The following is a 23,933-nucleotide window of genomic DNA, read 5'->3' as shown; positions in this document are numbered from 1 at the left end:
GCTATCACAAAGAATGTTTTTTAATCTCAATAAAATGACATATTTTCACATATTCTACAGAGGAATACTTAAGGTTTTTGCTGTTTGTTTGGGGGAAGTGATTTGGATAGCAGGACAGAATGTCCCACTATCAGGCAAATGGTGATACGAGGATCAGCCCCGCTGCGTCAGCCGCTCCCAGAGAAGGACGAGTGCCAACAGCAGCATTCCGGCGGCCAGGCCGCTTGCGAGTTCGGGCAGAATGAAGGGGAGGAACGCGAGGGCGTGGTGCAGCCACTCTACGTGGTGGACGAAGATGCCGCCGCCCACCAGCAGCATCGCCACGGTGCCGATGTACCCCAGCGCCTTGATGAGTTTCGGCATTGCCTGCACGAGCAGGAGGCCGGAGCGTTTCAGCAGCACCGCTTTCGTGCCCGTGCGGGTCTGGCTGAAACCGACCAGGGCGAAGCCCATGTCGTCCATGCGCACCATCAGCGCGACGATGCCGTAGACTCCCACGGTTGCCAGCAGCGCGATCAGGGTGACGACAAGGATCTGGGTCGTCAGGGCTTCCCCGGCGACGACGCCCAGCGCGATGACGATGATCTCGATGGAGAGGATGAAGTCGGTGCGGATGGCCGATGTGATCTTGGCGGCCTCGTCGACGGCGCCTTTTTGCTCTTCATTATGGTGCCCCGGCCGGAGATATTCCAGTACTTTTTCCGCCCCCTCGTAGCTGAGGTAGGCCGCCCCGAGCATCAGGATGGGCACGATCGCCCAGGGGGCGAAGGCACTGAGCAGGAAGGCGACGGGGAGGATGATGGCCTTGTTGCGGAAAGAGCCCTTGGTAATGGCCCAGAGCACGGGCAGTTCGCGCGAACTGGCGTGGCCGGAGGCCTGCTCGGCGTTGACGGCGAGGTCGTCGCCCAGGACGCCGCCCACTTTTTTGGCCGCGACCTTGCTCATGACGGCCGTGTCGTCGAGTAGCGCCGCGATATCGTCGAGAATGGCGAAGAAGCCCCCGGTCATTGATCCCTCCTGGAGGGCATGAACATGCCCTGGATAAAGTTGCATATAGTACCATATCGGTAGGAATGAAAATGAGCTTTGATTCGAAACAGTGTTATATCGGTGTCATGTCGGGAACGAGCCTGGACGGGGTGGACGTCGTGCTCTGTCCCGTGGACGGGGAGGGCATCGAGCTGGCGGCGTCGCTTGCCTACCCCTTTGACGCGCAGCTGCGTGCTGACCTGCTCCGCGTCATCGGCGGCAGCACGACGCTGGAGGAGATAGGGGAGCTGGACCACCGCCTGGGCATCCTCTTCGCCGACGCCGTGCAGGCGCTCATCCGCGAGCACCACCTCGACACAGGCCGGATCGAGGCAATAGGCCTGCACGGCCAGACGCTCTGGCACCGTCCCACAGGCCCCATGCCTTTTACGATGCAGCTGGGTGACCCCAACATCGTCTGTGCCCGTACGGGCATCAGGACCGTCGCGGATTTCCGCCGGAAGGATGTAGCGTTTGGGGGGCAGGGCGCGCCCTTCGCCCCGGCGTTTCACCGCTTCCTCTTCGAGAAACTCCAAGGGCGCACCCTCGTTGTCAATATCGGCGGGATGGCCAACATCACCGTCATCGGCGACGAACTGCTGGGGTACGATACGGGGCCGGGCAACGTGCTGATGGACGGCTGGTGCGCGGAGAAGTTCGGCTGCTCCTATGATGAGAACGGCACCATCGCGCAGCGGGGGGAAGTAGACGAAGGCGTGCTGGGCGCGATGCTCTCCGACCCCTATTTTTCGCGCCCGGCACCCAAAAGCACGGGGCGGGAGTATTTCAACGCCGCGCGGGCGGAGCGCTTTGTCAAAGAGGGGATGCGCAGCGATGCCTTCCTGGCGACCCTGACGGAGCTGACGGCGCGCAGCATCGCACAGGAGGCCGCGAAATACGCCCCATCGAGGCTGCTGCTCTGCGGCGGCGGGGCAGAGAACGTCTACCTGCGGGGGCGGATCGCCTCGCAGCTGGAGGGCGTCGAGGTTGTCCGCACCGACGAGTATGGCATCCCCGGCGACTGGATGGAGGCGATGGCCTTCGCCTGGTTGGCATACAAGCGCATGAACGAAGAGGCCGTCGAGCTCTCCAGCGTGACGGGCGCGTCGCAAAATACGATCCTCGGGGGGATATATGCATAAAGTAAAAGCGTGGCTGGCAAAGACGCCCTACCGCGACTGGGAGGTGGAAGTCGCCAGTGCCGACGCCAGCTTCCGGCGCTATTTCCGGCTGCGCCGGGGGAGGGAGAAGCTCATTGTCATGGATGCTTCGCTGGAGAAGGAGTCGCTTGTTCCTTTCCTCGACGTGACAGGGAGGCTGCATGGCGTCGACGTCAAGGCGCCGCAGATCTACCTGGAAGACCGGGACGAAGGCTTCCTCGTCCTGGAGGATTTCGGCTCGCGCTCCCTGCTCAATGTCCTGAATGAGGCGAACTTCGACTCCTACTACAGCAGCGCCATCGACGAGATCGTCAAGATGCAGGCCGCGGATGCGGAGGGGCTGCCGCTCTACGACAAGGCCTTTTTGCACTTTGAGATGGACCTGATGAAAACATGGTTCCTGGAAAAGTACCTTGGGATGACCCTCAGCGAAGAGGAGGAACGGATGCTGGAAGAGGTGCTGGACACGATCTCGGAGACGGTGCTGTCGCAGCCGCAGGGGGTCTTCGTCCACCGCGATTTCCACTCGCGCAACATCATGGTGACGCCCACGGACGAAACGGGGGTCATCGACTACCAGGACGCCATGAAGGGGGCGGTGACCTACGACCTTGTATCCCTGCTCAAGGACCTCTACATCCGTTTCGAACCGGAAGAGATGGCGGCGCTGGCGCTGCGCTTCCGGGACAGGGCGGGCATCGTCGCCGACGACGCAACTTTCCTGAAGTGGTTCGACTTCATGGGACTGCAGCGCCACATCAAGGTGCTGGGCATCTTTGCGCGGCTCTGGCTGCGCGACGGCAAACCGGGCTACCTCGGCGACCTGCCGCTGACGCTGCGCTACACGATAGAAGCGGCCAACCGCTACGAAGAGACGAAGCCGCTCGCGGCACTGCTTGAGCGGGTGACACTGCCGCCGCTTCCGGCGAAGAGTGAAGCGCAATAGAAGCCATACGTCTAAAAAAAGGAGAAAATGAATGGATACAGCGATGATTTTGGCGGCAGGCAAGGGCGAGCGGATGCGCCCGCTCACGAACACGATCCCGAAGCCCCTGCTCGAAGTCCGGGGCAAACCGCTTATTGTGCATCACATCGAACGCCTCGCGGCGGCGGGGTTCAAACGGATCGTGATCAACATCGCCTACCTGGGCTACATGATCCCCGAAGCGCTGGGCAACGGGTCAAAGTGGGGGGTGGAGATTTTCTACTCCGATGAGCAGCACGAGGAGCCTCTGGGCGTGATAGGGGGCATCGTCAAGGCGCTGGGGATGCTGGGAGACGAAACGTTTCTCATCATCAGCGGCGACGTCTGGACGGACTTCCCTTTCGACACGTCGTTCGAACTGCCCGCATCGCTGGGGCACCTTATCCTCGTGCCCAACCCCGAGCACAACCCCGAAGGCGACTTCGCCATCGAGGAGGGGCGCGCCGCCTGCGACGAGGATGAGGAGAACTTCACCTTTTCGGGCATCGGCTACTATGCGCCGAAATTCTTCTGGGGACTGACGTACGGCAACAAGCCCCTGAAGATCACCTACTGTACGAAGATGGCCGGGAACCTTGTCTCGGCGGAACTCTACGAGGGAGAGTGGCGCGACATCGGGACGCCGGAGCGGCTGGCCGAACTGAACGAAGAGGGCTGAACGCGGCGATGAGGGGGAGTAGAAGATGATCGACACGCGGCAAGGCATTCGGAAGTTCGCCAACCTGGGGGGCGTCGAGAACCGGGTTGACCGCCTCATTCGCTTTGCTGTCTCGCTGATCGTGGCGCTTCTGGCGGCCTACCTCCCCGAGTACGAAGGATTGGGCAGCGAAGGACGGGCGACCTTCTTCATTCTCATCTTCGCTGCCGGGCTCTGGCTGACGGAGGCGATTCCCGCCTTTGCCGTCTCCTTTCTTATTATCGCGTTGGAAATAGTGATGCTCGGCCTTATCCCCGGCGGGGAGTGGGAATCGTTCCTCTCGCCATGGGCCAGCCCGCTCGTTTTTCTCTTCCTGGCCGGGTTCATCATGGCCAGCGCGGCGTCGAAGACCCGCCTGGACATCTGGATCGCCAAGCGGGTCCTTTTTCTGGTCGGCAACCGTCCCGAGCACATTATGAGCGGGATGATCCTGGTGACCTTTACGATGTCGATGTTCATCTCCAATACGGCGACAGCCGCACTGATCGTCTCGATCCTCTTTCCCATGCTCGCTACGATGCGGCCGGACAACCCCTACAAAAAGGGGCTGATGCTCGCGGTCACGATGGCCGCCAATATCGGGGGGATGGGAACCATCATCGGGACGCCGCCCAACGCCATCGCCGTAGGGCTGCTGGGAACCTCTGCCCCCAGCTTCGTGGGCTGGATGATGCTGGCGCTTCCGCCGGCAGTACTGCTTGTCATCTCACTGCGTTACCTGCTGCTGAAACGCTACCCCTCCAACGAAGCGCTGATCGACCTCGGCCCGCTGCACGGGGTCGACCATACCGACGACACCAGTATTGTGCATGCGACGGTGCCGAGCGTGCCCAGCTGGAAAAAGAGCGCCGTCGTCCTCACCTTTTCACTGACAATAATGCTCTGGCTGACGGGGCCGCTGCACCACATCCCGACGACGGTCGTCTCCTTCCTTCCCATCGTCATCTTTACGATGCTGGGTATCCTGGAAGCGGAGGATATCCGGGCGCTGCACTGGGATGTCATCATCCTGATCATCGGGGGGCTCTCCCTGGGGAGCGCCGTGAGCAGCAGCGGGCTGGACGACTGGATCGCGACGCTCTTTGCCGAGCAGACGCTGCCGCTGCTCCTGCTTGTTCCGATCTTCGCCTACCTCGTCGTGCTGCTCTCAAACTTTATGAGCAATACGGCCGCGGCGAACATCCTGCTGCCGCTGGTGGCTGCTGTTGCCGTCGTCATCGGCAACAGCAGCCCGGTACTGGCCGTCGTCACCGTTGCGCTCAGTGCCTCGCTGGCGATGGCCCTGCCGGTCTCGACACCGCCCAACGCCATCGTCTTCGCGTCTGGGGCGCTGAAAAGCCGGGATTTCTGGATGATGGGGATCGTCTCCGGGGTGCTGGGACCCCTTGTGATCCTGGGGTGGATCTACCTGGTGTCTATGTTTTTTTAACCTAGAGGGGAGATGCTTTTTTGATGGAAATCATTACTCAAAAAAGAGAGGGATTTCATGATTGTAGTGCTGTATTTCATAATAATCTTTTTGCTATATACTGCTTATAATGCAGGGCATACCATATGGGCTGCTATTAATCTTTTTTTTGCATTCGCATTCATTCTCGTAATCATCGCTGATCATAGACATAAAAAAAGTATCATCAATGAAGAATGAAGAAGATGATGAAAGCGCGACAGAATAACCTTACGTCCTACATAATCAGTTGGAAGTAGTCTTTCTTCTAGCCCTGAACAACCCACGTTTGCTCAATAAGCAGGGTTTCATCCGAGTAGACCCGCCCGACAAAGGTCTGCCCGGCTTCGTAGGTGCTGACCCCTTTGGGCGTGCCGCTCATAATGATGTCACCATCCTCCAGCGTCATAAATGATTTGATCTCTTCGAGCATAACTGAGGGTTTGTACATCATAAGACCGTAGCCGGCGTATTGCTGCAGTTTGCCGTCGACGTACAGGGTCATCCGGAGCGAATCCATCGGGCCGTTGAACGGGACGAAGTCGCTCAGAACGGCCGAGCCGTCAAACCCCTTCGCCCGCTCCCAGGGCAGCCCCTTCTCTTTCAAACGGTTCTGGATAGAAGCTTTGGTGAGGTCGAGGCCGAAGCCTATTCCCGCGATCTCACCCGTTTCGATGAGAAAACAGATCTCCCCCTCGAAGCGGCAGGTCGGCTCGACGTAGCGGAGGGTGTCGGTGATGGCAGAGTTCGGTTTGTTGAAGACGACCATCTGTTCGGGGATCTCGTTTCCGAGCTCCTCGATGTGTTCGACGTAGTTGCGGCCGATGCAGACGACTTTGGAGGGCAAGAGCCCGCGGCCGTCGAAAACGATCTGATTCACTTGACGCTCTGCGTGATCGTGTGGCTGTCGCCGGGCGCGATGACGACACTGTTGGAGAGGGCGTTCGCGGTTTCAATACAGACCATCGAGGTGTAACCGTCGTCGGCGAAATCCTCCATGCGGGCGGCTTTGTCGATCCACGGGTTCCAGACGACGGTGGAGCTGCTGCCGCTTTTGCCGACGATGACGGTGCGCCCCAGCCGTTCGTCGAGCAGGATCACCGTATCTTCCGTATCGAGGTAGACGCGGTCGGTTTCGCGGGTGATCCCGATGGGGGCGCTGGAGGCTTTGCGGGCGAAACCGTCCAGGGCGTCGGCATAGGTGATCCCCTCAAGCCCGACGATACTGACGGCGGCGATGCTGCCGACGTTGAAGTAGGTGTGCAGCGCTTCGGTGATCTCGAAGGGTTCGCTGCCGAGGTTCTTCGTCGTGAGGGCGAGCTCAAGCTGCTCGCCTATGGTGATGCGCATCGTCAGCTCGAAAAGGTAGGGAAACCAGCGCCGCTCATGCTGCTCAAGCATTGTGTCATCGAGCATCAGGGTGACGATGGTACTACCGGTCTCGTCCGACTCCTCCACGCTCTCCAGGCGCCACAGGACGCTGCGGGCAAAGCCGTGCTGGGGACGCTCGGGGATGTCGGGGTCCATGCCGAACCAGGGCCAGCAGACGGGGACGCCGCCGCGGATGGCCCGTCCCGGTTCGAAGCGGGCCGTCGGGCTGAGCCAGAGCAGTTCGGGCTGACCGTGCCGCGCGTATTCGAAAAGGTGCGCCCCCTGCAGGGCTATTTTCGCCGTGGCTTCGTAATTGCTGATCTCGATGATTTCCAGGCCGTTTTCCGCGGTGACGATCTTATGCATGGGTTCTCCTTGACTTGTGTCCGGTAATGGCATAGTAGAAGATAAAGGCGTAACAGACAAAGCCGAGCACGTAGCCGTTACGCAGTGTGCCGCCGATCTCCCCAAGCTGGCCGAAGAGCAGCGGCAGAAGGGCGCCCCCGGCGATGCCCATGATGAGCAGGGCGCTTCCTTTGGCGGTCAGGGGACCCAGGTCCCGGAGTGCCAGCGGCCAGACGGCGGGCCACACAAGGGCGTTGGCAAGCCCCAGAAGGGCGACGAAGGCAAGGCTGTCGGGCAGGGTGGCGATGCCGCTCCAGCCCCAGAGGATCGACGAGAGGGTATGGCTCTGTTCGCTGCTCCAGAGGATCCCGGCCGTAAAGAGCAGCCCTGCCACGGCAGTGTAGCGCAGTGCCTTCTCCTGGGAGATGAACCTGGGGATCGTCGTCACGCCGATGAGGTAACCCAGTACCATAAAGACCATCGTGTAGGCGGTGAGCGCCGTGGCGTTAGCAATGCCGAGGGACTGGCCGTAGAGGCCGATGGTGTCACCCGCGATCACCTCGATGCCGACATAGAAAAAGAGGGTGACGGCCCCGAGCAGGAGGTGCGGATGGCGCCAGACGGAATCATCCGGGGAGGCCGGGACGGCTTCAAACGGGAGTTTCGGCAGCGGCGCGAGGCGGACGAAGACGGCCAGCAGCGCCAGGGCGGACGCCATGGAGAGGTAGGGGGAGACGAGTTTCTGCGCCAGGGCCGCTTTCACTTCCGGCGTCGCGTCGGCAGAGACGGGGGCGGTGAGGTCGGCGAAGATGAGCGCGGTAAAGAGCAGCGGGGCAAGGACCCCGGCGCCTTTGTTGATGAGGCCCATGATGCTGATGCGCGCCGCGGCGCTCTCCAGGGGGCCGATATGGACGATGTAGGGGTTCGAGGCCGTCTGCAGCAGAGTAAGGCCCGCGCCCAGGGTAAAGAGGCCGCCGAGGAAGAGGCGGTAGTCGGCACTCTGGGCCGCGGGGATGAAGAGCAGGGCGCCGGCGGCCATGATGCCGAGCCCCAGGGCCATCCCCTGCTTGTAGCCGGTGTACTTCAGTACCGCCGCCATCGGAAGCGCCATCACCGTGTAGGCGATGTAGAAGGAGAAAGTGACCAGAAGCGCTTCGAAGGCGGTGAGGTCGCAGATGACCTTGAGAAAGGGGATGAGCGACCCGTTGAGCCAGGTGACGAATCCGAAGATGAAAAAAAGCAGGCCGAGGATGGCCATCGGCAGGGCGGCGGAAGCTTTGTCAGGCATGGACGGCCTCCTGGAGGTAGCGTGCGACGGCATCCTCGTCATTGGTATGGGGCAGAACGATGTCCGCAGCGGCCTTCACTTCGTCCAGGGCATTCTGCACGGCGCAGGCGGTCCCGGCGAGTTCGAACATCCCCAGGTCGTTGAGGCTGTCGCCGAAGACGGTGAAGTCGGCGGTGTCGTGTTCCATGTATTCGGCGACCTTCGCCATGGCGTGGGCCTTGTCGCCGAGGGGGTGCAGGATGGTAAGGTAGTAGCCCCCCGTATACTTCTCCGGGGAGAGCTTGAACTCCAGCGCATCACCGAAAAGTTTCTTGAAGTGCTCCGTGAGCGGCCGCAGGCGTGCCTCTTCGGCCATATAGACGATCTTTAGCGTCTCCTCCATCGCTTCCATGCGCCCCAGCCGCTCCAGGCGGGGGTCTTTTCTGTAGTTTTCCAGCACCTGCCGCTGCATCGGCGTGACGTTTTCGGGGTAGCGGAACGCTTCGTTAAGGTCGCGGTCGGTGAGGCCGATGACGAAGGGCTCGATATTGTCAAAGCGGCGTCCCGCCTCGATCAGTTCGTCCCCGATCTCTTTGCCGACGGTTTTGATGTCGATGAGGGTTTTGTCCGGGAGGACGACCATGGAGCCGTCGAGCAGGATCATCGGCGCGTCGAGATGCAGGGCGCTGAGGAAATCGTGCGACTTGGAAAAACTGCGGGCCGTGGCGACGGTGAGGGGCGTGTGGCGGGCGATGCGGTTCCAGACGTCGCGCGAAAAGGGGCTGACGCTCTGGTCGGAACGCAGAAAAGTGTGGTCGAGATCGGTCAGAAAAACAGGTGAATTCATAAGGCATAGTGTAGCACTTGTGCGCTTGGAAACGGACTTACAGCATCCCCAGCTGCAGCCGCGCCTCCTCGCTCATCTTCTCCATCGTCCAGGGGGGATCGAAGACGAGGTTGGCTTCGACGACGAGGTCGGGTTCGTCGTCGATGAGGTAGCCGATGTTACGGACCTGGTCGATCAGGCTCTCGGAAACGGGGCAGGTGGCGGAGGTGAGGGTCATCGTCACGACGCACCTGGTCGCCCCGCCGTTCTCTTTGGCGCAGTCGATGCTGTAGATGAGCCCTAGGTCGTAGATATTGACGGGGATCTCCGGGTCGTAGATGCCGCGCAGCTTTTCGGTGATCTTCTCTTTGAGGGTGTCGAACTTCATATCAGGCTTCCTTGCAGGCCTTGGCGTACCCGTAAATGACGTTCAAAAAGGCTTCGAGCCCCTGCTGACGGACGGGGCTGAGCAGCTCCATGACTCCCATCTCTTTGAGTTTGTTCGGATCGAAAGCAAGGATCTCGTCGGGGGTCCGGTCGTGGAAGATGCCCAGAAGCATCACGAGCATCCCTTTTGCGATGATGGAGTCCCCTTCGGCCTCGAGGAGGATCTTCCCTTTGTCATAGGCTTTGTGCAGCCAAGCCAGGGAGGAACACCCCTTGATGATGTTCTCCTCGGTCTTGTACTGCGGCTCGAGCTTCCCCGCCTCCTTGCCGAAATCGAGGATGTACTCCATCTTCGCGTCTTTGTCGGGGAGGAGGGCGAGGTCCTCTTTGTAGAGCTGAACCTGTTCATCCATCGTCATGGTATCTCCTTTGTAGCGGCGGGTGCCGTAAAATATGCCGATTGGAAATCGGCACGGATACGTTCGGCGTACGCGCTGTCGCCGACACTGTCGATCAGGGCCTCGGCGAAGGCGAGGACGAGCATGCGGCGCGCCTCCTCCTCCGCGATCCCCCGCGAACGCAGGTAGAAAAGCGCGTCTTCATCGAGCTGGCCTATGGTCGCCCCGTGGGACGCTTCGAGTTCGTCGGTGTAGATCTCCAGCTGCGGTTTGGCGTACATATAGGCCTGCGGGGAGAGCAGCACGGCTTTGGTGTTCTGCCGGGCGTCGGCGTAGCGCGCCTTGGCGTCGACACGGATGAGGCCGTCGAAGATCCCGGTGGCCGCGCCGCGCAGGACGCTGCGCGCCTCCTGAACGCAGGTCGCATGGGGCGCGTTATGGTTGATGTGCACGACGTTGCCCCGGCGCGCCGTGCCCGATGCCATCAGCAGGTGGCCGGCGTCGCAGCGGGCATGGCTCTCCAGGTCGATCTTGTAGAGGTGGAGGGCCTGGGCAGTACCGAAGTCGAAGGTCTTCAGCTCCAGGCTGCCGTTTGCGCCGACATGGAAGCGGTGGGTGCCGATAAGCGCTGTCTCCTCCGCCGTGCCGCTTTCGTCACGGATCCACAGCAGGACGGCACCGTCGCCGATCTCGGCGTCAATGCCGTAAAGCACTAAGCTCTCCGCACTTGCTTCTCCCTCGAAGGTCTCGAAGAGCTCCGCATGTTTGCCGGGCGTGACGGTGACGGAGAGGCGGTAGGGCAGCAGGGCCCGGGCGTCGCTGACGATATGCCGGAGCTCAAAACCTGCATCCTCGGAAATCTCGAGCGCGATGACGGCGGGCGCCAGCAGGTGCGAAAGAAAATAGAGCGCGTCGTAGTGGTCCGGATCGGCCGTGAAAGGGGAGCGGTAGGAGACCGAACACCCCGCCGGGATCTCGGTGACTACCCCGTTTTCGATGACGAGGCGTTCGCCGGTTTTCGGCGTGTGCACCGCCGCCGTTTTTAGGGTGTAGTCGCGTGCGAGCAGGGGTTTGATCGCAAAATGGCGGTATTGCTCCGTTTTGTTGCCTGGAAGGCCGAGGGACGAGAGCCGTTCGAACAGCGGCCCCTGGGCCTGTTCCCGGACGAGGTCAAGGGTCAGCGCACCCATCACGCATCCTCCGCGATGGCCCCGTAGCCCTCGGCCTCGAGGCGCTTGACCAGTTCCGGGCCGCCCGTTTTGACGATTTTACCGTCTCGCAGGACATGGATGTAGTCGGGGTCGATATAGTCGAGGATGCGGCTGTAGTGGGTGATGACGAGGAAGGTGCGCTCCCCGTTCTTCATCCGGTTGATCCCCTCGGAAACGGCTTTGAGCGCATCGATGTCGAGGCCGGAGTCGATCTCGTCGAGGAGGATGACGTCGGGCTGCAGGATCTCCATCTGCAGGATCTCGTTGCGTTTTTTCTCGCCGCCGGAGAAGCCTTCGTTGAGGTTGCGCGAGATCATGTCCGGCTTCATCCCCAGCTGTTCGACGTGGGTGCGCATCAGCCGCAGAAACTGCGCCGCGTTTGTTTCGGGTTTTCCCTCGTGGCGCTCCTTGGCGTTGAGGGCGGTGCGCAGGAAATAGGCGTTGTTGACGCCGGGGATCTCGACAGGGTTCTGGAAACTGAGGAAGATCCCTGCCAGGGCCCGCTCCTCCGGTTCCAGTTCAAGGACATTCTGCCCGTTGTAAATGACTTCCCCCTCCGTGACGTCGACGTCGTAATGGCCGACGACGGCTTTGGAGAGGGTCGACTTGCCCGCGCCGTTGGGGCCCATGATGGCATGGACTTTCCCCTTTTCAAGGGTGAGGCTGAGGCCTTTGAGAATGGTGTTGCCGCCGATCGCGGCATGCAGGTTTTTTATCTCCATCATCCGACACTTCCTTCCAGGGTGAGATTGAGAAGCTCTTTGGCTTCGACGGCGAACTCCATGGGGAGCTGGGCGAAGACCTCCTTGCAGAAGCCGTGGACGATCATGGAGACGGCGTCTTCTTCGCCGATGCCCCGCGAGCGGAGGTAGAAGAGCTGTTCGTCGCTGATCTTGCTCGTCGTCGCCTCGTGTTCGATCTGCGCGGAGGCCTCCTGCGACTCGAGGTAGGGGAAGGTGTGCGCCCCGCACTCCCCGCCGATAAGGAGGCTGTCGCACTGGCTGAAGTTGCGCGCCCCCGCTGCGTTGGGCCCCACTTTGACCAGGCCGCGGTAGCTGTTCTGGCCGTGCATGGCGGAGATCCCCTTGGAGACGATGGTCGAACGGGTGTTTTTCCCCACGTGGATCATCTTCGTGCCCGTGTCCGCCTGCTGGGCGCGGCTCGTGACGGCGACGGAGTAGAATTCGCCGACGCTGTTGTCGCCCTTGAGGATGCAGCTGGGGTATTTCCAGGTGATCGAAGAGCCTGTCTCCACCTGGGTCCAGGAGATCTTGGAATTCTCCCCTTCGCAGATGCCGCGCTTGGTGACGAAGTTGTAGATCCCCCCTTCGCCCTCGCTGTCGCCGGGGTACCAGTTCTGGATGGTGGAGTACTTGATCTCCGCGTCCTTTTTCGCGATGAGCTCGACGACGGCGGCGTGGAGCTGGTTCTCATCGCGCTGCGGGGCGGAACATCCCTCGTTGTAGGAGACGTAGCTCCCTTCGTCGGCGATGATGAGCGTACGCTCGAACTGGCCGGTGTTCTGGGCGTTGATGCGGAAATAGGTGGAGAGCTCCATCGGGCAGCGGACCCCTTTGGGGACGTAGACGAAGGTGCCGTCGGTGAAGACGGCGGCATTGAGGGCGGCATAGTAGTTGTCCGTCATCGGGACGACGGAGAACATATACTCCTGCACCAGTTCGGTGTGCTCGCGCATCGCCTCGGAGATGGAGCAGAAGATAATCCCGAGCTCCTGGAGGGTGTCGGCGTAGGTCGTCTTGACCGAGACGGAGTCGAAGACCGCGTCGACGGCGATGCCCTGCAGCATCTTCTGCTCGTCCAGGGGGATGCCGAGTTTGTCGTAGGCTTCCAGGATCTTCGGGTCGACCTCGTCGAGGCTGTTGGGGGCTTTTTTCGGGGCGGAGAAGTAGGAGATGGCCTGGTAGTCGATGGAGGTATAGTGCAGGTGGGCCCAGTGGGGCTCCTCCATCCCTTCCCATTTGTGCAGGGCCTTGATGCGCAGCTCGGTCATCCACCCGGGCTCATCCTTTTTGGCGGAGATGAAGCGGATGATCTCCTCGTTCAGCCCCGGCGGTACGGTGTCTTCTTCGATATCGACGGTAAAGCCGAGTTCGTAATCTTTCGCAAGAATTTTGTCTACTTCAGTCTGTGCCATAGCGGCTCCTTTTGAAGTGTTTATGGAGCCACTATAGAGCAAATAAGACAAAATCACTCTTAAAAAATAAAACAGTCGCAGATGCTATGGTGAAATAAAGTCGGTGAATTTCGGAATGAATAAAAAAGGTTGAGAATAGGTGATTTGATTGTAAAAGCATGGCGCGGTGGATGTGAGAAGCGTCACAAAACGTGAACTGCTTCACGTTTTTAGCTTTGAAACCGGCGTGTTGTCGAACAGAGTGAGACCACGAAGGTGGTGTCATAAATAAAGAGCAACGCGATACCTTAATAGCGAAGCGGGTGAGAGTGTATTGGAACAGTTGGAAATAGGTTGATAAAAGGTGATTTGATTGTAAAAGCATGGCGCGGTGGACGGGACTCGAACCCGCGACCCCCTGCGTGACAGGCAGGTATTCTAACCAGCTGAACTACCACCGCACATGAAGTAGAGCGAAAGTATACTTCGCTAACTTTAAAAAGAGCTTTTTGGGCGTTTGAAAATACCCGTTTGGCGACCCTTGAAGGATTTGAACCTCCGTCTCTACCATGAAGTGGCAGCGTCCTTGGCCCCTAGACGAAAGGGTCATCGTGCAAAAGCAGGGCAGGATTATACTCTGAAGTTGCCTATTCTGTTATTAATTTATCGAAAGTCGGATTTTTATTCTGTTTCTCCGTCCATATGAAAAAAGAGGAGACGAACAGGGCATAAAGGAAAGTATTTGCCTTTACCTGGGTAAAGAATCTATCGGGACGTGAGCAGACTGCCGACGAAGTAAAAAGTATTGGTTTGGTACAGGGAGGATTTTTGATTCGTGTGTTTCGGGAGTGGTGGGAACTACTGGACTCGAACCAGTGGCATCTACCTTGTAAGGGTAGCGCTCTACCAACTGAGCTAAGCTCCCAACCAAAACGTGGCGCGGTGGACGGGACTCGAACCCGCGACCCCCTGCGTGACAGGCAGGTATTCTAACCAACTGAACTACCACCGCATCCGTAATAAGTAGGGCGAAATTTTACCGCTTAATCTTTAAAAAAAGATTAATTTGGTCTCATTTCATCTTGCAAAATGAATGGTGTCCCGTGTTGGATTCGAACCAACGGCCACATCATTAAAAGTGACGTGCTCTACCAGCTGAGCTAACGAGACATGCTCACAAATGCAAGGCCGAAATTATAGGGAAATCCGGCTGAGAAAGTCAAGAAAAAATTATGAAATTTTGAAAAATGTCTTTTTGTCCAGCAGCATCAGCATTTTGACCGCATGCAGGACCGTCTGTTCCTGTATATAGTTGCGGTCACCGTTTAGCTGCAGCCGCGCCGTTTCAAGCGCCTCTTTGCTGCGGACGGCGACCTGGATCGTGCCGACGGGTTTTTGCGGCGTGCCTCCTGTCGGACCGGCGACGCCGCTGACGGCGATGGCATAGTCGGCCCCGGCAACTTCGAGCGCGCCGGCGCTCATCGCTTCGACAACCTCGCGGCTGACGGCGCCGTGGGCCTCAAGGGTAGCGTTTTCCACGGCGATCCAGGCGGATTTGAGGCGGTTGGAGTAGGTGATGAGGGCACCTTCAAATACGCCCGACGCTCCGCTCTCCTTTGTAAGGTAGTAGCTCAGCAGGCCGCCGGTACAGCTCTCGGCGAAGGTGACCGTTTTACCCGCGGCCTGGAGGAGCTCGATGAGCCACAGGGCGATATTGTCCGTCGCAACGCTGCTCGGAAACCGGGTGACGAGCTGCTGGAGTGCGCCGTCGACATCCCCGAAACGTTCCGCGCTGAGGCGGCACTGCAGCCAGCCGGGAACGGGGGAGGTGAGGGCGTACGCCACGCGGTAGCTCTCGGCAACCTGCCTGAGCACGGGTTTGAGCGCCGTCTCATCACTCTCGAAAAGATGGATCAGGGCACTGTCGGCAGGGGTGGCGTGCAGCTCGGGCGCGGGCAGTTCGCCGCCGTTCTCGACCTGTATGACGTGCAGCTGCAGCAGCCCCTCACTGAGATGGTAGTACTCCGGACTCAGGCTGAGCGAACGGGAGGGGACGAGTGCCGCCTCGCGCATGACGAGCGTATCTTCCGTCAGCGTAGCGATCTCCCGCGCGACCAGGGCGGCCAGGGAAGGCTCGCAGAGGATGAGACAGGTCTGCGCTTTTTCCGAGTCGCCGGTATGCTCGGGGAAAAAGCGTTCGGCTTCTTTGAAAAGAAAGCGCCGGTCCGGTTCAATGCCGAAGCGGGCGAAGTGGCGGTCGATATAGCGGCGCATCGGTTCGTTTTCAATCAGGCCGTCGCCGATCAGGAAAAGGGAGTACTTCATACCGTGAGTATAGCGCAAAACACTCCGTTGTCGCCGCGGGAAAGATTGCGCCGTGATCGGCCCCGGCGCAGGAATAAACAGCTTTTTTTAATGGGTGAGAAGCTATAATGCACCAATTTTTTAGAATGTGAATATTCGCCCTTCTTGAAGGAAAATGATGGATTATAAAGCGACACTGCTTCTGCCCACGACGGACTTTGCCATGCGCGGCAACCTGGTCCAGAACGAACCCCTGCGCTATGCAAGATGGTTCGAAGAGGGCGTGTATGAGAAGATGAAACAAAAACGCGAGGGTGCCCCGTCTTTCACCCTGCACGACGGCCCGCCCTATGCCAACGGCCATACGCACATCGGTCATGCGCTGAACAAGATCCTCAAAGACATTATCGTCAAGCAGCACTACTTCAACGGCAGCAGCGTCCGCTTCACCCCGGGCTGGGACTGCCACGGTCTGCCGATCGAGCAGCAGGTCGAGAAGAAACTCGGCGGCAAGCAGAAGAAAGAGGCGCTCTCCACGGCCGAAGTGCGCAGGCTCTGCCGCGAACACGCCGAAAGTTTTGTCGGGATCCAGCGTGACGAGTTCAAGCAGCTCGGCGTCATCGCGGACTGGGAGAAGCCCTACCTGACGATGGACTACAAGTTCGAAGCGAACATCTACCGTACCCTCTGCGACGTCGCGAGGAAGGGACTGCTGGTCGAGCGCAGCAAGCCGGTCTACTGGAGCTGGGCGGAGCGCACCGCGCTGGCCGAGGCGGAAGTGGAGTACGAGGACAAAGAGGACTACTCCATCTTCGTCGCTTTCGAGCTGAGCGAAGAGTCCAAAGTCCGTCTGGGCATCGAGGGCAACGCCGCGCCGGTCATCTGGACGACGACCCCGTGGACCCTGCCGGCCAATACAGGGATCTCCCTGAACCCGGACGAGAAGTACGTCCGAACGGCCGACGGCTACATCGTCGCCCAGAAGCTCTACGACGCCCTGATTGCACAGGGGATCGTCAAGGGCGAGGTCGTCCAGACCTTCGACGCGAAGCAGTTCGAGAACCTGCACGCGGTGAACCCGCTCAACGGCCGCCGCTCGCATATCGTGCTCGGCGAACACGTCCTGATGGACAACGGTACGGGGTGCGTCCATACGGCACCGGGCCACGGGGAGGACGACTACCGCGTCGGCCTCAAGTACAACCTCGACGTCATCATGCCGGTCGACGAAACGGGCTGTTACGACCAGAGCGTCGTGCGTGAACGCCTCATCCCGGACGCGGAAAGCTTCGTCGGCATGCACATCTTCAAAGCCAACGAGCCGATCATCGAGCTGCTCGGAGCGAGCCTGCTCAAGGTCAGCAAGTTCAACCACTCCTACCCGCACTGCTGGCGTTCACATACGCCGCTGATCTTCCGTGCGACGAAGCAGTGGTTCATCGCCGTTGACGAAAAGCCCGAAGGGGAGAACCGCACCCTGCGCGAAATCGCGGCGGAAGAGCTTGCAAAGACAACCTTCTACCCCGAGTCGGGACGCAAACGCCTCGAATCCATGGTCGGTAACCGCCCGGACTGGTGTATCTCCCGCCAGCGCGACTGGGGTGTGCCGATCGCCTTCTTCCGCGTGAAGGCGACGGGCGAGGTGATCCTCGACGAAAAGGTGCTGAACTTCATCGCGATGGTCTTCGAGATGCAGGGGACCGACGCGTGGTACAGCATGCCGATCGAGCAGCTGCTCTACCCGGGCAGTGGTTACAAGCCCGAAGAGCTTGAAAAGGTCAGCGATATCCTCGACGTCTGGTTCGACAGCGGCTCGACGTGGAACGCCGTGCTCAAATCGCGCAACTATGACGCGGGCAGCTACCCCGCGGACGTTTACCTCGAGGGAAGCGACCAGCACCGCGGCTGGTTCCAGAGTTCGCTCTTCCTCAGTGCCGCCGTCGAGCACCGCGCGCCGTACAAGGCGATCATCACGCACGGCTTTACGATGGACGGCAAGGGCGAGAAAATGTCCAAATCGAAGGGCAACGTAGTCGCACCGGACAAAGTGCTGAAACAGTTCGGTTCCGAGATTCTGCGCCTCTGGGTCGCGATGACCGATTATCAGAACGACCAGAAGATCAGTGACGAGATCCTGAAACAGACGGCGGAACAGTACCGCAAACTGCGCAACACTTTCCGCTTCCTCCTGGCGAACATCGACGACCTGGAAACGATCGTCCCGTTTGGAGAGATGGGGGTACTGGACCAGTGGATCGTCTCCAAGGCCTCCCACGTTTTCGACAATGTCCACGGGCAGTTCGAACGCTACAACTTCGTCGGCGGGATGAGCACGCTCAACAACTTCATCGTCAATGAGCTGAGCGGGATCTACCTCGACATCACGAAAGACCGCCTCTACTGCGACGGGAAGAATGATCCGCACCGCCGCGCCAGCCAGAGCGCGATGGCGATGATCACCCGTTCGATGCTGCTGCTCGTCGCGCCGATTCTCACCTATACGGCCGACGAGATCGTCGAGGCGGCGCCGGCGGTGATCAAGGGCGATGCCGTGAGCATCTTCGATCTTGAATACGCTTCGATCGACGTGCCGACGAGCACCTTCAACGAGTGTGCGCTGGTCAAGGTCAGAGAGGGGATGTACGAGATCGTCGACGCCCTCAAAAAAGAGAAGAAGATTAAGAGTACATTGGAACTGTCCCTGCATACGGACGCGGCGATCGTCACAGCGCTGCCGCAGACCGAGGCCGAGGACTGGTTCGTCGTTTCCGGCGTCCTGCCGCTCGAGACGGCCGGCGAGACGCTGGGCGAATTCGACGTGGACGGCGAGCGCTACGTGATCGCGGCGGCATCGCGGCAGAAGTGTCCGCGCTGCTGGAAGTTCCACGCCCATGAAGCGGATGCGCTCTGTGCCCGCTGTGCGGAGGTGACCGGTGCCTGACCTGGCTGCCCCTGCGCCGATGGCGTTCATCGTCGAGACGGTCCTGGTGATCTTTGCCGTGGTCGCCATCGGTATCCTGGCCGTGCGCCGGGCAAAAAAAGCAAAGGATGAACATTGATGACGCTTAAAGAGGCTCTGAAACTCTCGCCGGATGCGCTGGAGGCCCTGCGTGCCGAACTGAAGTCGAAGATCGAAGGCGACAGCGAACTGGGCGCCTATGTCGGTCTCGAGAGTGCCGGCAGCGGCGTTCCCATTGCGGTCAAGGATAACATCCAGGTCAAGGAGTGGAGCGTCACGTCGGGCTCGAAAATCCTGCAGGGCTACGTGGCCCCGTACAACGCGACCGTGGTCGAGAAACTGCTTGCGGCGGGCCTTTCGCCGTTCGGGCGGACGAATATGGACGAGTTCGCGATGGGGTCGACGACGGAGAGCAGCTACTACGGCAAGACGCTCAACCCGCGCAACCGCGGCTGCGTCCCGGGCGGCAGCTCCGGCGGTTCCGCGGCGGCGGTCGCGGCGGGCCTCGCCGTGGCGGCGCTGGGCTCCGATACCGGCGGTTCCATCCGCCAGCCGGCGGCCTTCTGCGGCATCGTCGGGATGAAACCGACCTACGGCCGCGTCAGCCGCTACGGCCTGGGCGCTTATGCCAGCTCGCTGGACCAGATCGGGCCGATGACGCAGAACGTCGAGGACGCGGCGATCCTCTATGACATCATCAGCGGCTACGACCCGAAAGACTCCTCCAGCGCGGACGTCGCCTACGAGAGCGTCGCGGACAAGCTCGACCCGTCGCGCAAACTGACCATCGCGATCATTCCCTCCTACCTGGAAGGGGCATCTGATGCGGTCAAGCAGGGGTACAGCAAGGCGGTTGAAGCCCTGAAAGCCGCGGGCCACACTATCGTCGAGAAGTCGATGATGGACGCCAAGTACGACATCTCCGCGTACTACATCACCGCGACGGCGGAAGCGTCCACGAACCTCGCCCGCTACGACGGCATCCGCTACGGCAGCCGCATCGAAGGGGAGAACCTCTCCGACCTTTTTATCAAGAGCCGTTCCGAAGGCTTCGGCGAAGAGGTCAAGCGCCGTATCCTGCTGGGGAACTTCGTCCTCTCCAGCGGGTACTACGACGCCTACTACGTCAAGGCGCAGAAAGTACGCCACCTGATCAAAGAGGAGTACGAGAAGCTCTTCGAAGAAGTTGACCTGATCCTGAGCCCCGTTGCCCCGGATACGGCGTACGAATTCGGAGCGCTCTCCGACCCGCTGCAGATGTACCTGAGCGACATCTACACGATCTCGGTCAACCTTGCCGGACTTCCGGCGATCTCCCTGCCGGTCGATACGGCGGAGAACGGCATGCCGGTCGGGCTTCAGCTTATTGCCAAAGCCTTTGATGAACAAACACTTTTCGACGGTGCGCTCAGCCTTGAGCAGGCCGTAAACCTTTAAGAAGGAGTCCTATGAAAATCCGTAAACGTGCATTGACATTCGAAGATGTCCTGCTGGTCCCGCGTTATTCCGAAGTGCTGCCCAAGGAGGTCAGCCTCACGACTAAACTCACCAAGAACATCACGATGAATATCCCGATGGTCTCTGCGGCGATGGATACCGTCACCGAGTACCGCGCGGCGATCGCCATGGCTCGCCTGGGCGGTATCGGTATCATTCACAAAAATATGGATATCGAAAGCCAGGTCAAGCAGGTCAAGAAGGTGAAAAAGAGCGAGTCGGGGATCATCATCGACCCGATCTACGTCTATCCGGACGCGACCCTGGCCGATGCCGAGGCACTGATGCAGGAGTACCGTATCTCCGGTGTACCGGTCGTCGACCTCTACAACAAACTGCTCGGAATCCTGACCAACCGCGACATGCGTTTTGAAAAAGACCTGAGCAAGCGTGCCGACGCCGTCATGACGAAGATGCCGCTGATTACCGCCGGCAAGAACATCTCCCTTGACGAAGCGGAGCAGATCATGCACAAAAACAAGATCGAGAAGCTGCCGATCATCGATGACGAAGGACACCTCCAGGGGCTGATCACGATCAAAGATATCAAGAAGCGTATCGAGTATCCCTCCGCGCTCAAAGATGAGTTCGGCCGTCTGCGCGTCGGTGCGGCGATCGGTGTCGGTCAGCTTGACCGTGCGCAGGCGCTTGTCGACGCGGGTGTCGACGTGCTTGTCCTCGACTCCGCCCACGGTCACTCCAAGGGGATCATCGACACCGTCAAGGCGATCAAGGCGCAGATGAATATCGATATTATTGCCGGAAACGTCGCGACGGCTGAAGCGGTCGAAGCACTGGCCGCAGCGGGTGCGGACGCGGTCAAAGTCGGTATCGGACCGGGATCGATCTGTACGACGCGTATCGTCGCCGGTGTCGGCGTGCCGCAGATCTCCGCGATCGACGAGTGTGCCGAAGCTGGCCGCCGCGTCGGTGTACCGATCGTCGCCGACGGCGGGATCAAGTACTCCGGTGACATCGCCAAGGCCCTTGCCGTCGGTGCAAGCAGTATCATGGCCGGTTCGCTTCTGGCAGGGACGAAAGAGTCGCCGGGCGACCTGATCAACTACCAGGGGCGCCAGTACAAGTCCTACCGCGGCATGGGCTCCATCGGTGCGATGACCAAGGGGAGTACCGACCGTTACTTCCAAGAAGGCACGGCGGCGGACAAGCTCGTACCGGAAGGGATCGAGGGACGCGTACCGTACCGCGGACCGATCGCCGGCATCGTGCACCAGATGATGGGCGGCCTTCGCTCCTCTATGGGCTACTGCGGTTCCGAGAGCATCGAGGCGTTCTGGCAGAATGCCGAGTTCGTCGAGATCACGAGCGCGGGCCTCAAAGAGTCCCACGTCCACGACGTCCAGATTACGGCGGAAGCACCGAATTATCATATCTGATTGGTATACTGTCGGATAGCGTAAGCGCACAGCTTCACGCCACTGCGCTATAAGAGGCCGCCATGAAGAGTTCAGGCGGCGACAGCGGAGGGGCCGACCCCTCGAGCTGCAATGATGAGGGGAGTAACAAATGCATTTTCAGACCAAAGCGCTTCACGAAGGCTACAGCAAGGATATGCAGGGAACGATGGCGGTGCCCATCTATCAGACGACGGCCTACGAATTCCGCGACGCGGAGCATGCGGCGAACCTGTTTGCGCTTAAAGAGCTCGGCAACATCTATACCCGCCTGAACAACCCGACGACGGACGTCTTCGAAAAACGTTTTGCGTCGCTCGAGGGCGGTGCGGCCGCCCTGGCGACGTCCAGCGGCATGGCGGCCATCTTCTACGCCCTGGTCAATGCGGCGGAAGCGGGCGACAACATCGTCTGCGCCGCGCAGCTCTACGGCGGCTCGCTCACCCTGACGGCCCACACCCTCAAGCGTTTCGGCATCGAAGCGCGTTTCTTCGACGTCCATAATCCCGCCGAAGCGGAAAAGCTGATCGACGACAAGACCAAGGCGCTCTTCTTCGAGACCCTGACCAACCCGAGCATCGACGTTCCGAACATTGATGAACTCGCCGCACTCGCGGACAAGTACGGCGTTCTCAGCATCGTTGACAACACCGTCGCCACCCCGGCGCTCTGCCGGCCGATCGAACACGGGATCGACGTCGTCGTCCACAGTGCGAGCAAATACACGACGGGGCAGGGGTTGGCAATAGGCGGGATCATGGTCGAACGCAATAACCTTGTCGAAAAGCTCCGCGGCAATGCACGCTACCCGCAGTTCAACGAGCCCGACGCCAGCTACCACGGCCTGGTCTACGTCGACGTGCCGCTGCCGGCCTATACCCTGCGCGGACGGCTCAGCCTCCTGCGCGATATCGGCGCCGTGGGCTCGCCGTTCAACTCCTGGCTCTTTATCCAGGGGCTCGAGACGCTGAAAATAAGGATGAAAGAGCACTCGCACAATGCGATGATGCTCGCCAAGTTCCTGGAGACGCACCCGATGGTCAAACGGGTCAACTACCCGGGCCTGGAGTCGAACAAGAACTTCGCGAATGCGCAGCGCTACTTCGAGGGCGGGATGAGCAGCGGCCTGCTCAGCTTTGAAGTCGCCGACCTGGAAACGGCCAAGAAGGTCGCCGACGCGACAAAGCTCTATTCGCTCGTCGTCAACATCGGAGACTCGAAGTCCATCATCACGCACCCGGCCTCGACGACGCACCAGCAGCTCAGCCCCGAAGAGATGGACGCCTGCGGCGTGCCGGCAGGGCTGATCCGCATCAGCGCGGGTCTCGAGAACGCCGAGGACCTTATCGCGGACATCAAACAGGCACTTGAGGCGGCATCATAGACCCGTTGAACCTTCAGACCCGTACCGAGCACTTTACCAATCCGCTCTACCTTGAGAGCGGGCGTATCCTCGAACCGTATGATATTGTCTATGAAACCTATGGGCACCTCAGCGAGGCGAAAGACAACGTCGTTGTCGTGACGCATGCCCTGACGGGGTCGCATCATGCCGCGGGCCTCTATGAAGGTGACAACAAACCGGGATGGTGGGACGGCCTGATCGGTCCCGGCAAGGCGATCGATACGGACCGTTTCTTCGTCATCTGTTCCAACGTCGTCGGCAGCTGTTTCGGTTCGACCGGACCGATGTCGCCGATGCTTCCGAACGAAGAGCCCTACCGCTACAAGTTCCCCGTGATCACGGTCAAGGATATGGTCAAGGCACAGCGTATCCTTTTTGACCGCCTGGGGATCCACCGGGTCCACGCCATCGTCGGTGGCTCCATGGGCGGCATGCAGGCGCTGCAGTTCGCGGTGCACTACCCCAACTTTGCCGACCGGATCGTCGCGATGGCCTGTACCCACGCGACCCAGCCCTGGGCGATCGCGTTTAACAAGATCGCCCAGGAGGCGATCCTGAAAGACCCCGATTTCAAAAGCGGCTATTATGACCCGGCAGATATCAAAGCGAACGGTCTGACGGGCATGGCCGTCGGCCGGATGGCGGGACATATCAGTTTCCTCTCGCCCTACAGCATGGAGCGCAAATTCGGGCGCGAATACAAGCGCACCGACGGCCTGTTCGAACTCTTCGGGAAGTTCCAGGTGGAGTCGTACCTCGAGTACAACGGCTACAACTTTACCAAATGGTTCGACCCGCTGAGTTACCTCTACATCACGAAGGCGATCAACATCTACGACCTCTCGAGGGGATTCGACACCCTCGAGGAGGCGCTTTTGCGTATCAGAAGCCGCCTCTACCTGGTCAGTTTCGAAAACGATATGCTCTTCATCCCCGACGAGATGCGGGTGATGGCGGATATTCTCGCCAAAGAGAAGATGATCCCGGTGGACTACCTGGAAGTCCCGAGTGATTACGGTCACGATGCCTTCCTGGTCGAACTGGAGAAGTTCAAGGACTACGTACGCGAAGCGCTGGAACACGGCGTCTAACGCAA

The 23,933-nt window shown here is 59.9% G+C and carries 21 protein-coding genes and 5 tRNA genes; 10 read left to right on the top strand and 16 right to left on the bottom strand.

Annotated elements, in window-relative coordinates; genetic code table 11:
- Positions 1–153: 153 nt before the first annotated feature.
- Positions 154–1,053: a DUF808 domain-containing protein gene (locus tag WCX18_RS08755; protein WP_345987220.1), complete on the bottom strand. Its 900-nt coding sequence runs from the start codon at positions 1,051–1,053 to the stop codon at positions 154–156.
- Between the two features lie 26 nt (positions 1,054–1,079).
- On the opposite strand from WCX18_RS08755, the gene WCX18_RS08750 reads away from it, so the two are divergent.
- Genes WCX18_RS08750 through WCX18_RS08735 form a run of 4 tightly spaced genes read left to right on the top strand, consistent with a single transcriptional unit; the run spans position 1,080 to position 5,300 of the window.
- Positions 1,080–2,171 carry an anhydro-N-acetylmuramic acid kinase gene (locus WCX18_RS08750; protein ID WP_345987219.1) on the top strand — a complete coding sequence of 364 codons (1,092 nt, stop codon included), beginning with the start codon at positions 1,080–1,082 and terminating at the stop codon, positions 2,169–2,171.
- A complete protein-coding gene (locus WCX18_RS08745) occupies positions 2,164–3,135 on the top strand; it encodes a phosphotransferase (RefSeq protein WP_345987218.1) in 972 nt (323 codons plus the stop codon). Before WCX18_RS08750 ends, WCX18_RS08745 begins: the two co-directional genes overlap by 8 nt.
- Before the next feature lie 31 nt (positions 3,136–3,166).
- Entirely contained in the window at positions 3,167–3,832 is a 666-nt protein-coding gene (gene murU / locus WCX18_RS08740; RefSeq protein ID WP_345987217.1) for an N-acetylmuramate alpha-1-phosphate uridylyltransferase MurU, read from the top strand.
- Positions 3,833–3,857: 25 nt separating this feature from the next.
- Positions 3,858–5,300 (top strand): DASS family sodium-coupled anion symporter, encoded by a 1,443-nt coding sequence (locus tag WCX18_RS08735; protein ID WP_345987216.1) that lies wholly within the window; start codon positions 3,858–3,860, stop codon positions 5,298–5,300.
- Positions 5,301–5,586: 286 nt separating this feature from the next.
- Here WCX18_RS08735 and WCX18_RS08730 read toward each other — a convergent pair whose 3' ends face one another.
- The 15 genes from WCX18_RS08730 to WCX18_RS08660 form a co-directional block, all read right to left on the bottom strand.
- Positions 5,587–6,198 (bottom strand): fumarylacetoacetate hydrolase family protein, encoded by a 612-nt coding sequence (locus WCX18_RS08730; RefSeq protein ID WP_345987215.1) that lies wholly within the window; start codon positions 6,196–6,198, stop codon positions 5,587–5,589.
- Positions 6,195–7,055 (bottom strand): D-hexose-6-phosphate mutarotase, encoded by an 861-nt coding sequence (locus WCX18_RS08725; RefSeq protein WP_345987214.1) that lies wholly within the window; start codon positions 7,053–7,055, stop codon positions 6,195–6,197. Before WCX18_RS08725 ends, WCX18_RS08730 begins: the two co-directional genes overlap by 4 nt.
- The gene (locus WCX18_RS08720; protein ID WP_345987213.1) at positions 7,048–8,322 is read right to left on the bottom strand and encodes a sugar MFS transporter; all 1,275 of its coding nucleotides are present in this window, start codon (positions 8,320–8,322) and stop codon (positions 7,048–7,050) included. Before WCX18_RS08720 ends, WCX18_RS08725 begins: the two co-directional genes overlap by 8 nt.
- Positions 8,315–9,148: an HAD-IIB family hydrolase gene (locus WCX18_RS08715; RefSeq protein ID WP_345987212.1), complete on the bottom strand. Its 834-nt coding sequence runs from the start codon at positions 9,146–9,148 to the stop codon at positions 8,315–8,317. Before WCX18_RS08715 ends, WCX18_RS08720 begins: the two co-directional genes overlap by 8 nt.
- Before the next feature lie 37 nt (positions 9,149–9,185).
- Positions 9,186–9,515: an iron-sulfur cluster assembly protein gene (locus WCX18_RS08710; protein WP_345987211.1), complete on the bottom strand. Its 330-nt coding sequence runs from the start codon at positions 9,513–9,515 to the stop codon at positions 9,186–9,188.
- A gap of 1 nt (position 9,516) precedes the next feature.
- Complete coding sequence (locus tag WCX18_RS08705) at positions 9,517–9,933, bottom strand: SufE family protein (RefSeq protein ID WP_345987210.1); 417 nt, start codon at positions 9,931–9,933, stop codon at positions 9,517–9,519.
- On the bottom strand, positions 9,930–11,102 hold the full coding sequence (locus WCX18_RS08700; RefSeq protein ID WP_345987209.1) for a SufD family Fe-S cluster assembly protein: 1,173 nt from the start codon (positions 11,100–11,102) through the stop codon (positions 9,930–9,932). Before WCX18_RS08700 ends, WCX18_RS08705 begins: the two co-directional genes overlap by 4 nt.
- A complete protein-coding gene (gene sufC / locus WCX18_RS08695) occupies positions 11,102–11,848 on the bottom strand; it encodes a Fe-S cluster assembly ATPase SufC (RefSeq protein WP_345987208.1) in 747 nt (248 codons plus the stop codon). The genes WCX18_RS08700 and sufC overlap by 1 nt, the downstream gene beginning before the upstream one ends.
- A complete protein-coding gene (sufB, locus tag WCX18_RS08690; RefSeq protein WP_345987207.1) occupies positions 11,845–13,278 on the bottom strand; it encodes a Fe-S cluster assembly protein SufB in 1,434 nt (477 codons plus the stop codon). Before sufB ends, sufC begins: the two co-directional genes overlap by 4 nt.
- A 363-nt stretch (positions 13,279–13,641) precedes the next feature.
- Positions 13,642–13,718, bottom strand: a tRNA-Asp gene (locus WCX18_RS08685).
- Between the two features lie 71 nt (positions 13,719–13,789).
- Positions 13,790–13,865 (bottom strand) — tRNA-Glu (locus WCX18_RS08680).
- Positions 13,866–14,106: 241 nt separating this feature from the next.
- A tRNA-Val gene (locus WCX18_RS08675) sits at positions 14,107–14,182 on the bottom strand.
- A 10-nt stretch (positions 14,183–14,192) separates the two neighbouring features.
- Positions 14,193–14,269 (bottom strand) — tRNA-Asp (locus tag WCX18_RS08670).
- 82 nt (positions 14,270–14,351) lie between these two features.
- A tRNA-Lys gene (locus tag WCX18_RS08665) sits at positions 14,352–14,427 on the bottom strand.
- Positions 14,428–14,487: 60 nt separating this feature from the next.
- A complete protein-coding gene (locus WCX18_RS08660; RefSeq protein ID WP_345987206.1) occupies positions 14,488–15,582 on the bottom strand; it encodes a CinA family protein in 1,095 nt (364 codons plus the stop codon).
- Between the two features lie 157 nt (positions 15,583–15,739).
- Here WCX18_RS08660 and ileS point away from each other — a divergent pair, with 157 nt between their 5' ends.
- From ileS to WCX18_RS08630, 6 genes are all read left to right on the top strand, one after another.
- Positions 15,740–18,502, top strand: a complete 2,763-nt coding sequence (gene ileS, locus WCX18_RS08655; protein ID WP_345990794.1) for an isoleucine--tRNA ligase — start codon at positions 15,740–15,742, stop codon at positions 18,500–18,502.
- The gene (locus WCX18_RS08650) at positions 18,495–18,620 is read left to right on the top strand and encodes a hypothetical protein (protein WP_345984740.1); all 126 of its coding nucleotides are present in this window, start codon (positions 18,495–18,497) and stop codon (positions 18,618–18,620) included. The genes ileS and WCX18_RS08650 overlap by 8 nt, the downstream gene beginning before the upstream one ends.
- Complete coding sequence (gatA, locus tag WCX18_RS08645; protein ID WP_345987205.1) at positions 18,617–19,957, top strand: Asp-tRNA(Asn)/Glu-tRNA(Gln) amidotransferase subunit GatA; 1,341 nt, start codon at positions 18,617–18,619, stop codon at positions 19,955–19,957. The genes WCX18_RS08650 and gatA overlap by 4 nt, the downstream gene beginning before the upstream one ends.
- A gap of 11 nt (positions 19,958–19,968) precedes the next feature.
- Complete coding sequence (gene guaB / locus WCX18_RS08640) at positions 19,969–21,414, top strand: IMP dehydrogenase (RefSeq protein ID WP_345987204.1); 1,446 nt, start codon at positions 19,969–19,971, stop codon at positions 21,412–21,414.
- A gap of 130 nt (positions 21,415–21,544) precedes the next feature.
- Positions 21,545–22,816, top strand: coding sequence for an O-acetylhomoserine aminocarboxypropyltransferase/cysteine synthase family protein (locus WCX18_RS08635; RefSeq protein WP_345987203.1), 1,272 nt, complete (start codon positions 21,545–21,547; stop codon positions 22,814–22,816).
- A 5-nt stretch (positions 22,817–22,821) separates the two neighbouring features.
- Positions 22,822–23,928 carry a homoserine O-acetyltransferase gene (locus WCX18_RS08630; protein ID WP_345987202.1) on the top strand — a complete coding sequence of 369 codons (1,107 nt, stop codon included), beginning with the start codon at positions 22,822–22,824 and terminating at the stop codon, positions 23,926–23,928.
- Positions 23,929–23,933 lie beyond the last annotated feature (5 nt).

Origin of the sequence: Sulfurimonas sp. HSL1-2 (genome assembly GCF_039645565.1) — a bacterium.
In the GTDB taxonomy this organism is placed as follows: domain Bacteria; phylum Campylobacterota; class Campylobacteria; order Campylobacterales; family Sulfurimonadaceae; genus Thiomicrolovo; species Thiomicrolovo zhangzhouensis.
The sequence above is the reverse complement of the archived record's forward strand: the minus strand, read 5'-3'. Positions and strand labels throughout refer to the sequence as shown.

Coding starts and splice junctions, on each gene's coding strand:
- WCX18_RS08755 (WP_345987220.1), bottom strand. CDS start 1,053: ATGCAACTTTATCCAGGGCATGTTCATGCCCTCCAGGAGGGATCAATG.
- WCX18_RS08750 (WP_345987219.1), top strand. CDS start 1,080: ATGAGCTTTGATTCGAAACAGTGTTATATCGGTGTCATGTCGGGAACG.
- WCX18_RS08745 (WP_345987218.1), top strand. CDS start 2,164: ATGCATAAAGTAAAAGCGTGGCTGGCAAAGACGCCCTACCGCGACTGG.
- murU (WP_345987217.1), top strand. CDS start 3,167: ATGGATACAGCGATGATTTTGGCGGCAGGCAAGGGCGAGCGGATGCGC.
- WCX18_RS08735 (WP_345987216.1), top strand. CDS start 3,858: ATGATCGACACGCGGCAAGGCATTCGGAAGTTCGCCAACCTGGGGGGC.
- WCX18_RS08725 (WP_345987214.1), bottom strand. CDS start 7,055: ATGCATAAGATCGTCACCGCGGAAAACGGCCTGGAAATCATCGAGATC.
- WCX18_RS08720 (WP_345987213.1), bottom strand. CDS start 8,322: ATGCCTGACAAAGCTTCCGCCGCCCTGCCGATGGCCATCCTCGGCCTG.
- WCX18_RS08715 (WP_345987212.1), bottom strand. CDS start 9,148: ATGAATTCACCTGTTTTTCTGACCGATCTCGACCACACTTTTCTGCGT.
- WCX18_RS08710 (WP_345987211.1), bottom strand. CDS start 9,515: ATGAAGTTCGACACCCTCAAAGAGAAGATCACCGAAAAGCTGCGCGGC.
- WCX18_RS08705 (WP_345987210.1), bottom strand. CDS start 9,933: ATGACGATGGATGAACAGGTTCAGCTCTACAAAGAGGACCTCGCCCTC.
- WCX18_RS08700 (WP_345987209.1), bottom strand. CDS start 11,102: ATGGGTGCGCTGACCCTTGACCTCGTCCGGGAACAGGCCCAGGGGCCG.
- sufC (WP_345987208.1), bottom strand. CDS start 11,848: ATGATGGAGATAAAAAACCTGCATGCCGCGATCGGCGGCAACACCATT.
- sufB (WP_345987207.1), bottom strand. CDS start 13,278: ATGGCACAGACTGAAGTAGACAAAATTCTTGCGAAAGATTACGAACTC.
- WCX18_RS08660 (WP_345987206.1), bottom strand. CDS start 15,582: ATGAAGTACTCCCTTTTCCTGATCGGCGACGGCCTGATTGAAAACGAA.
- ileS (WP_345990794.1), top strand. CDS start 15,740: ATGGATTATAAAGCGACACTGCTTCTGCCCACGACGGACTTTGCCATG.
- guaB (WP_345987204.1), top strand. CDS start 19,969: ATGAAAATCCGTAAACGTGCATTGACATTCGAAGATGTCCTGCTGGTC.
- WCX18_RS08635 (WP_345987203.1), top strand. CDS start 21,545: ATGCATTTTCAGACCAAAGCGCTTCACGAAGGCTACAGCAAGGATATG.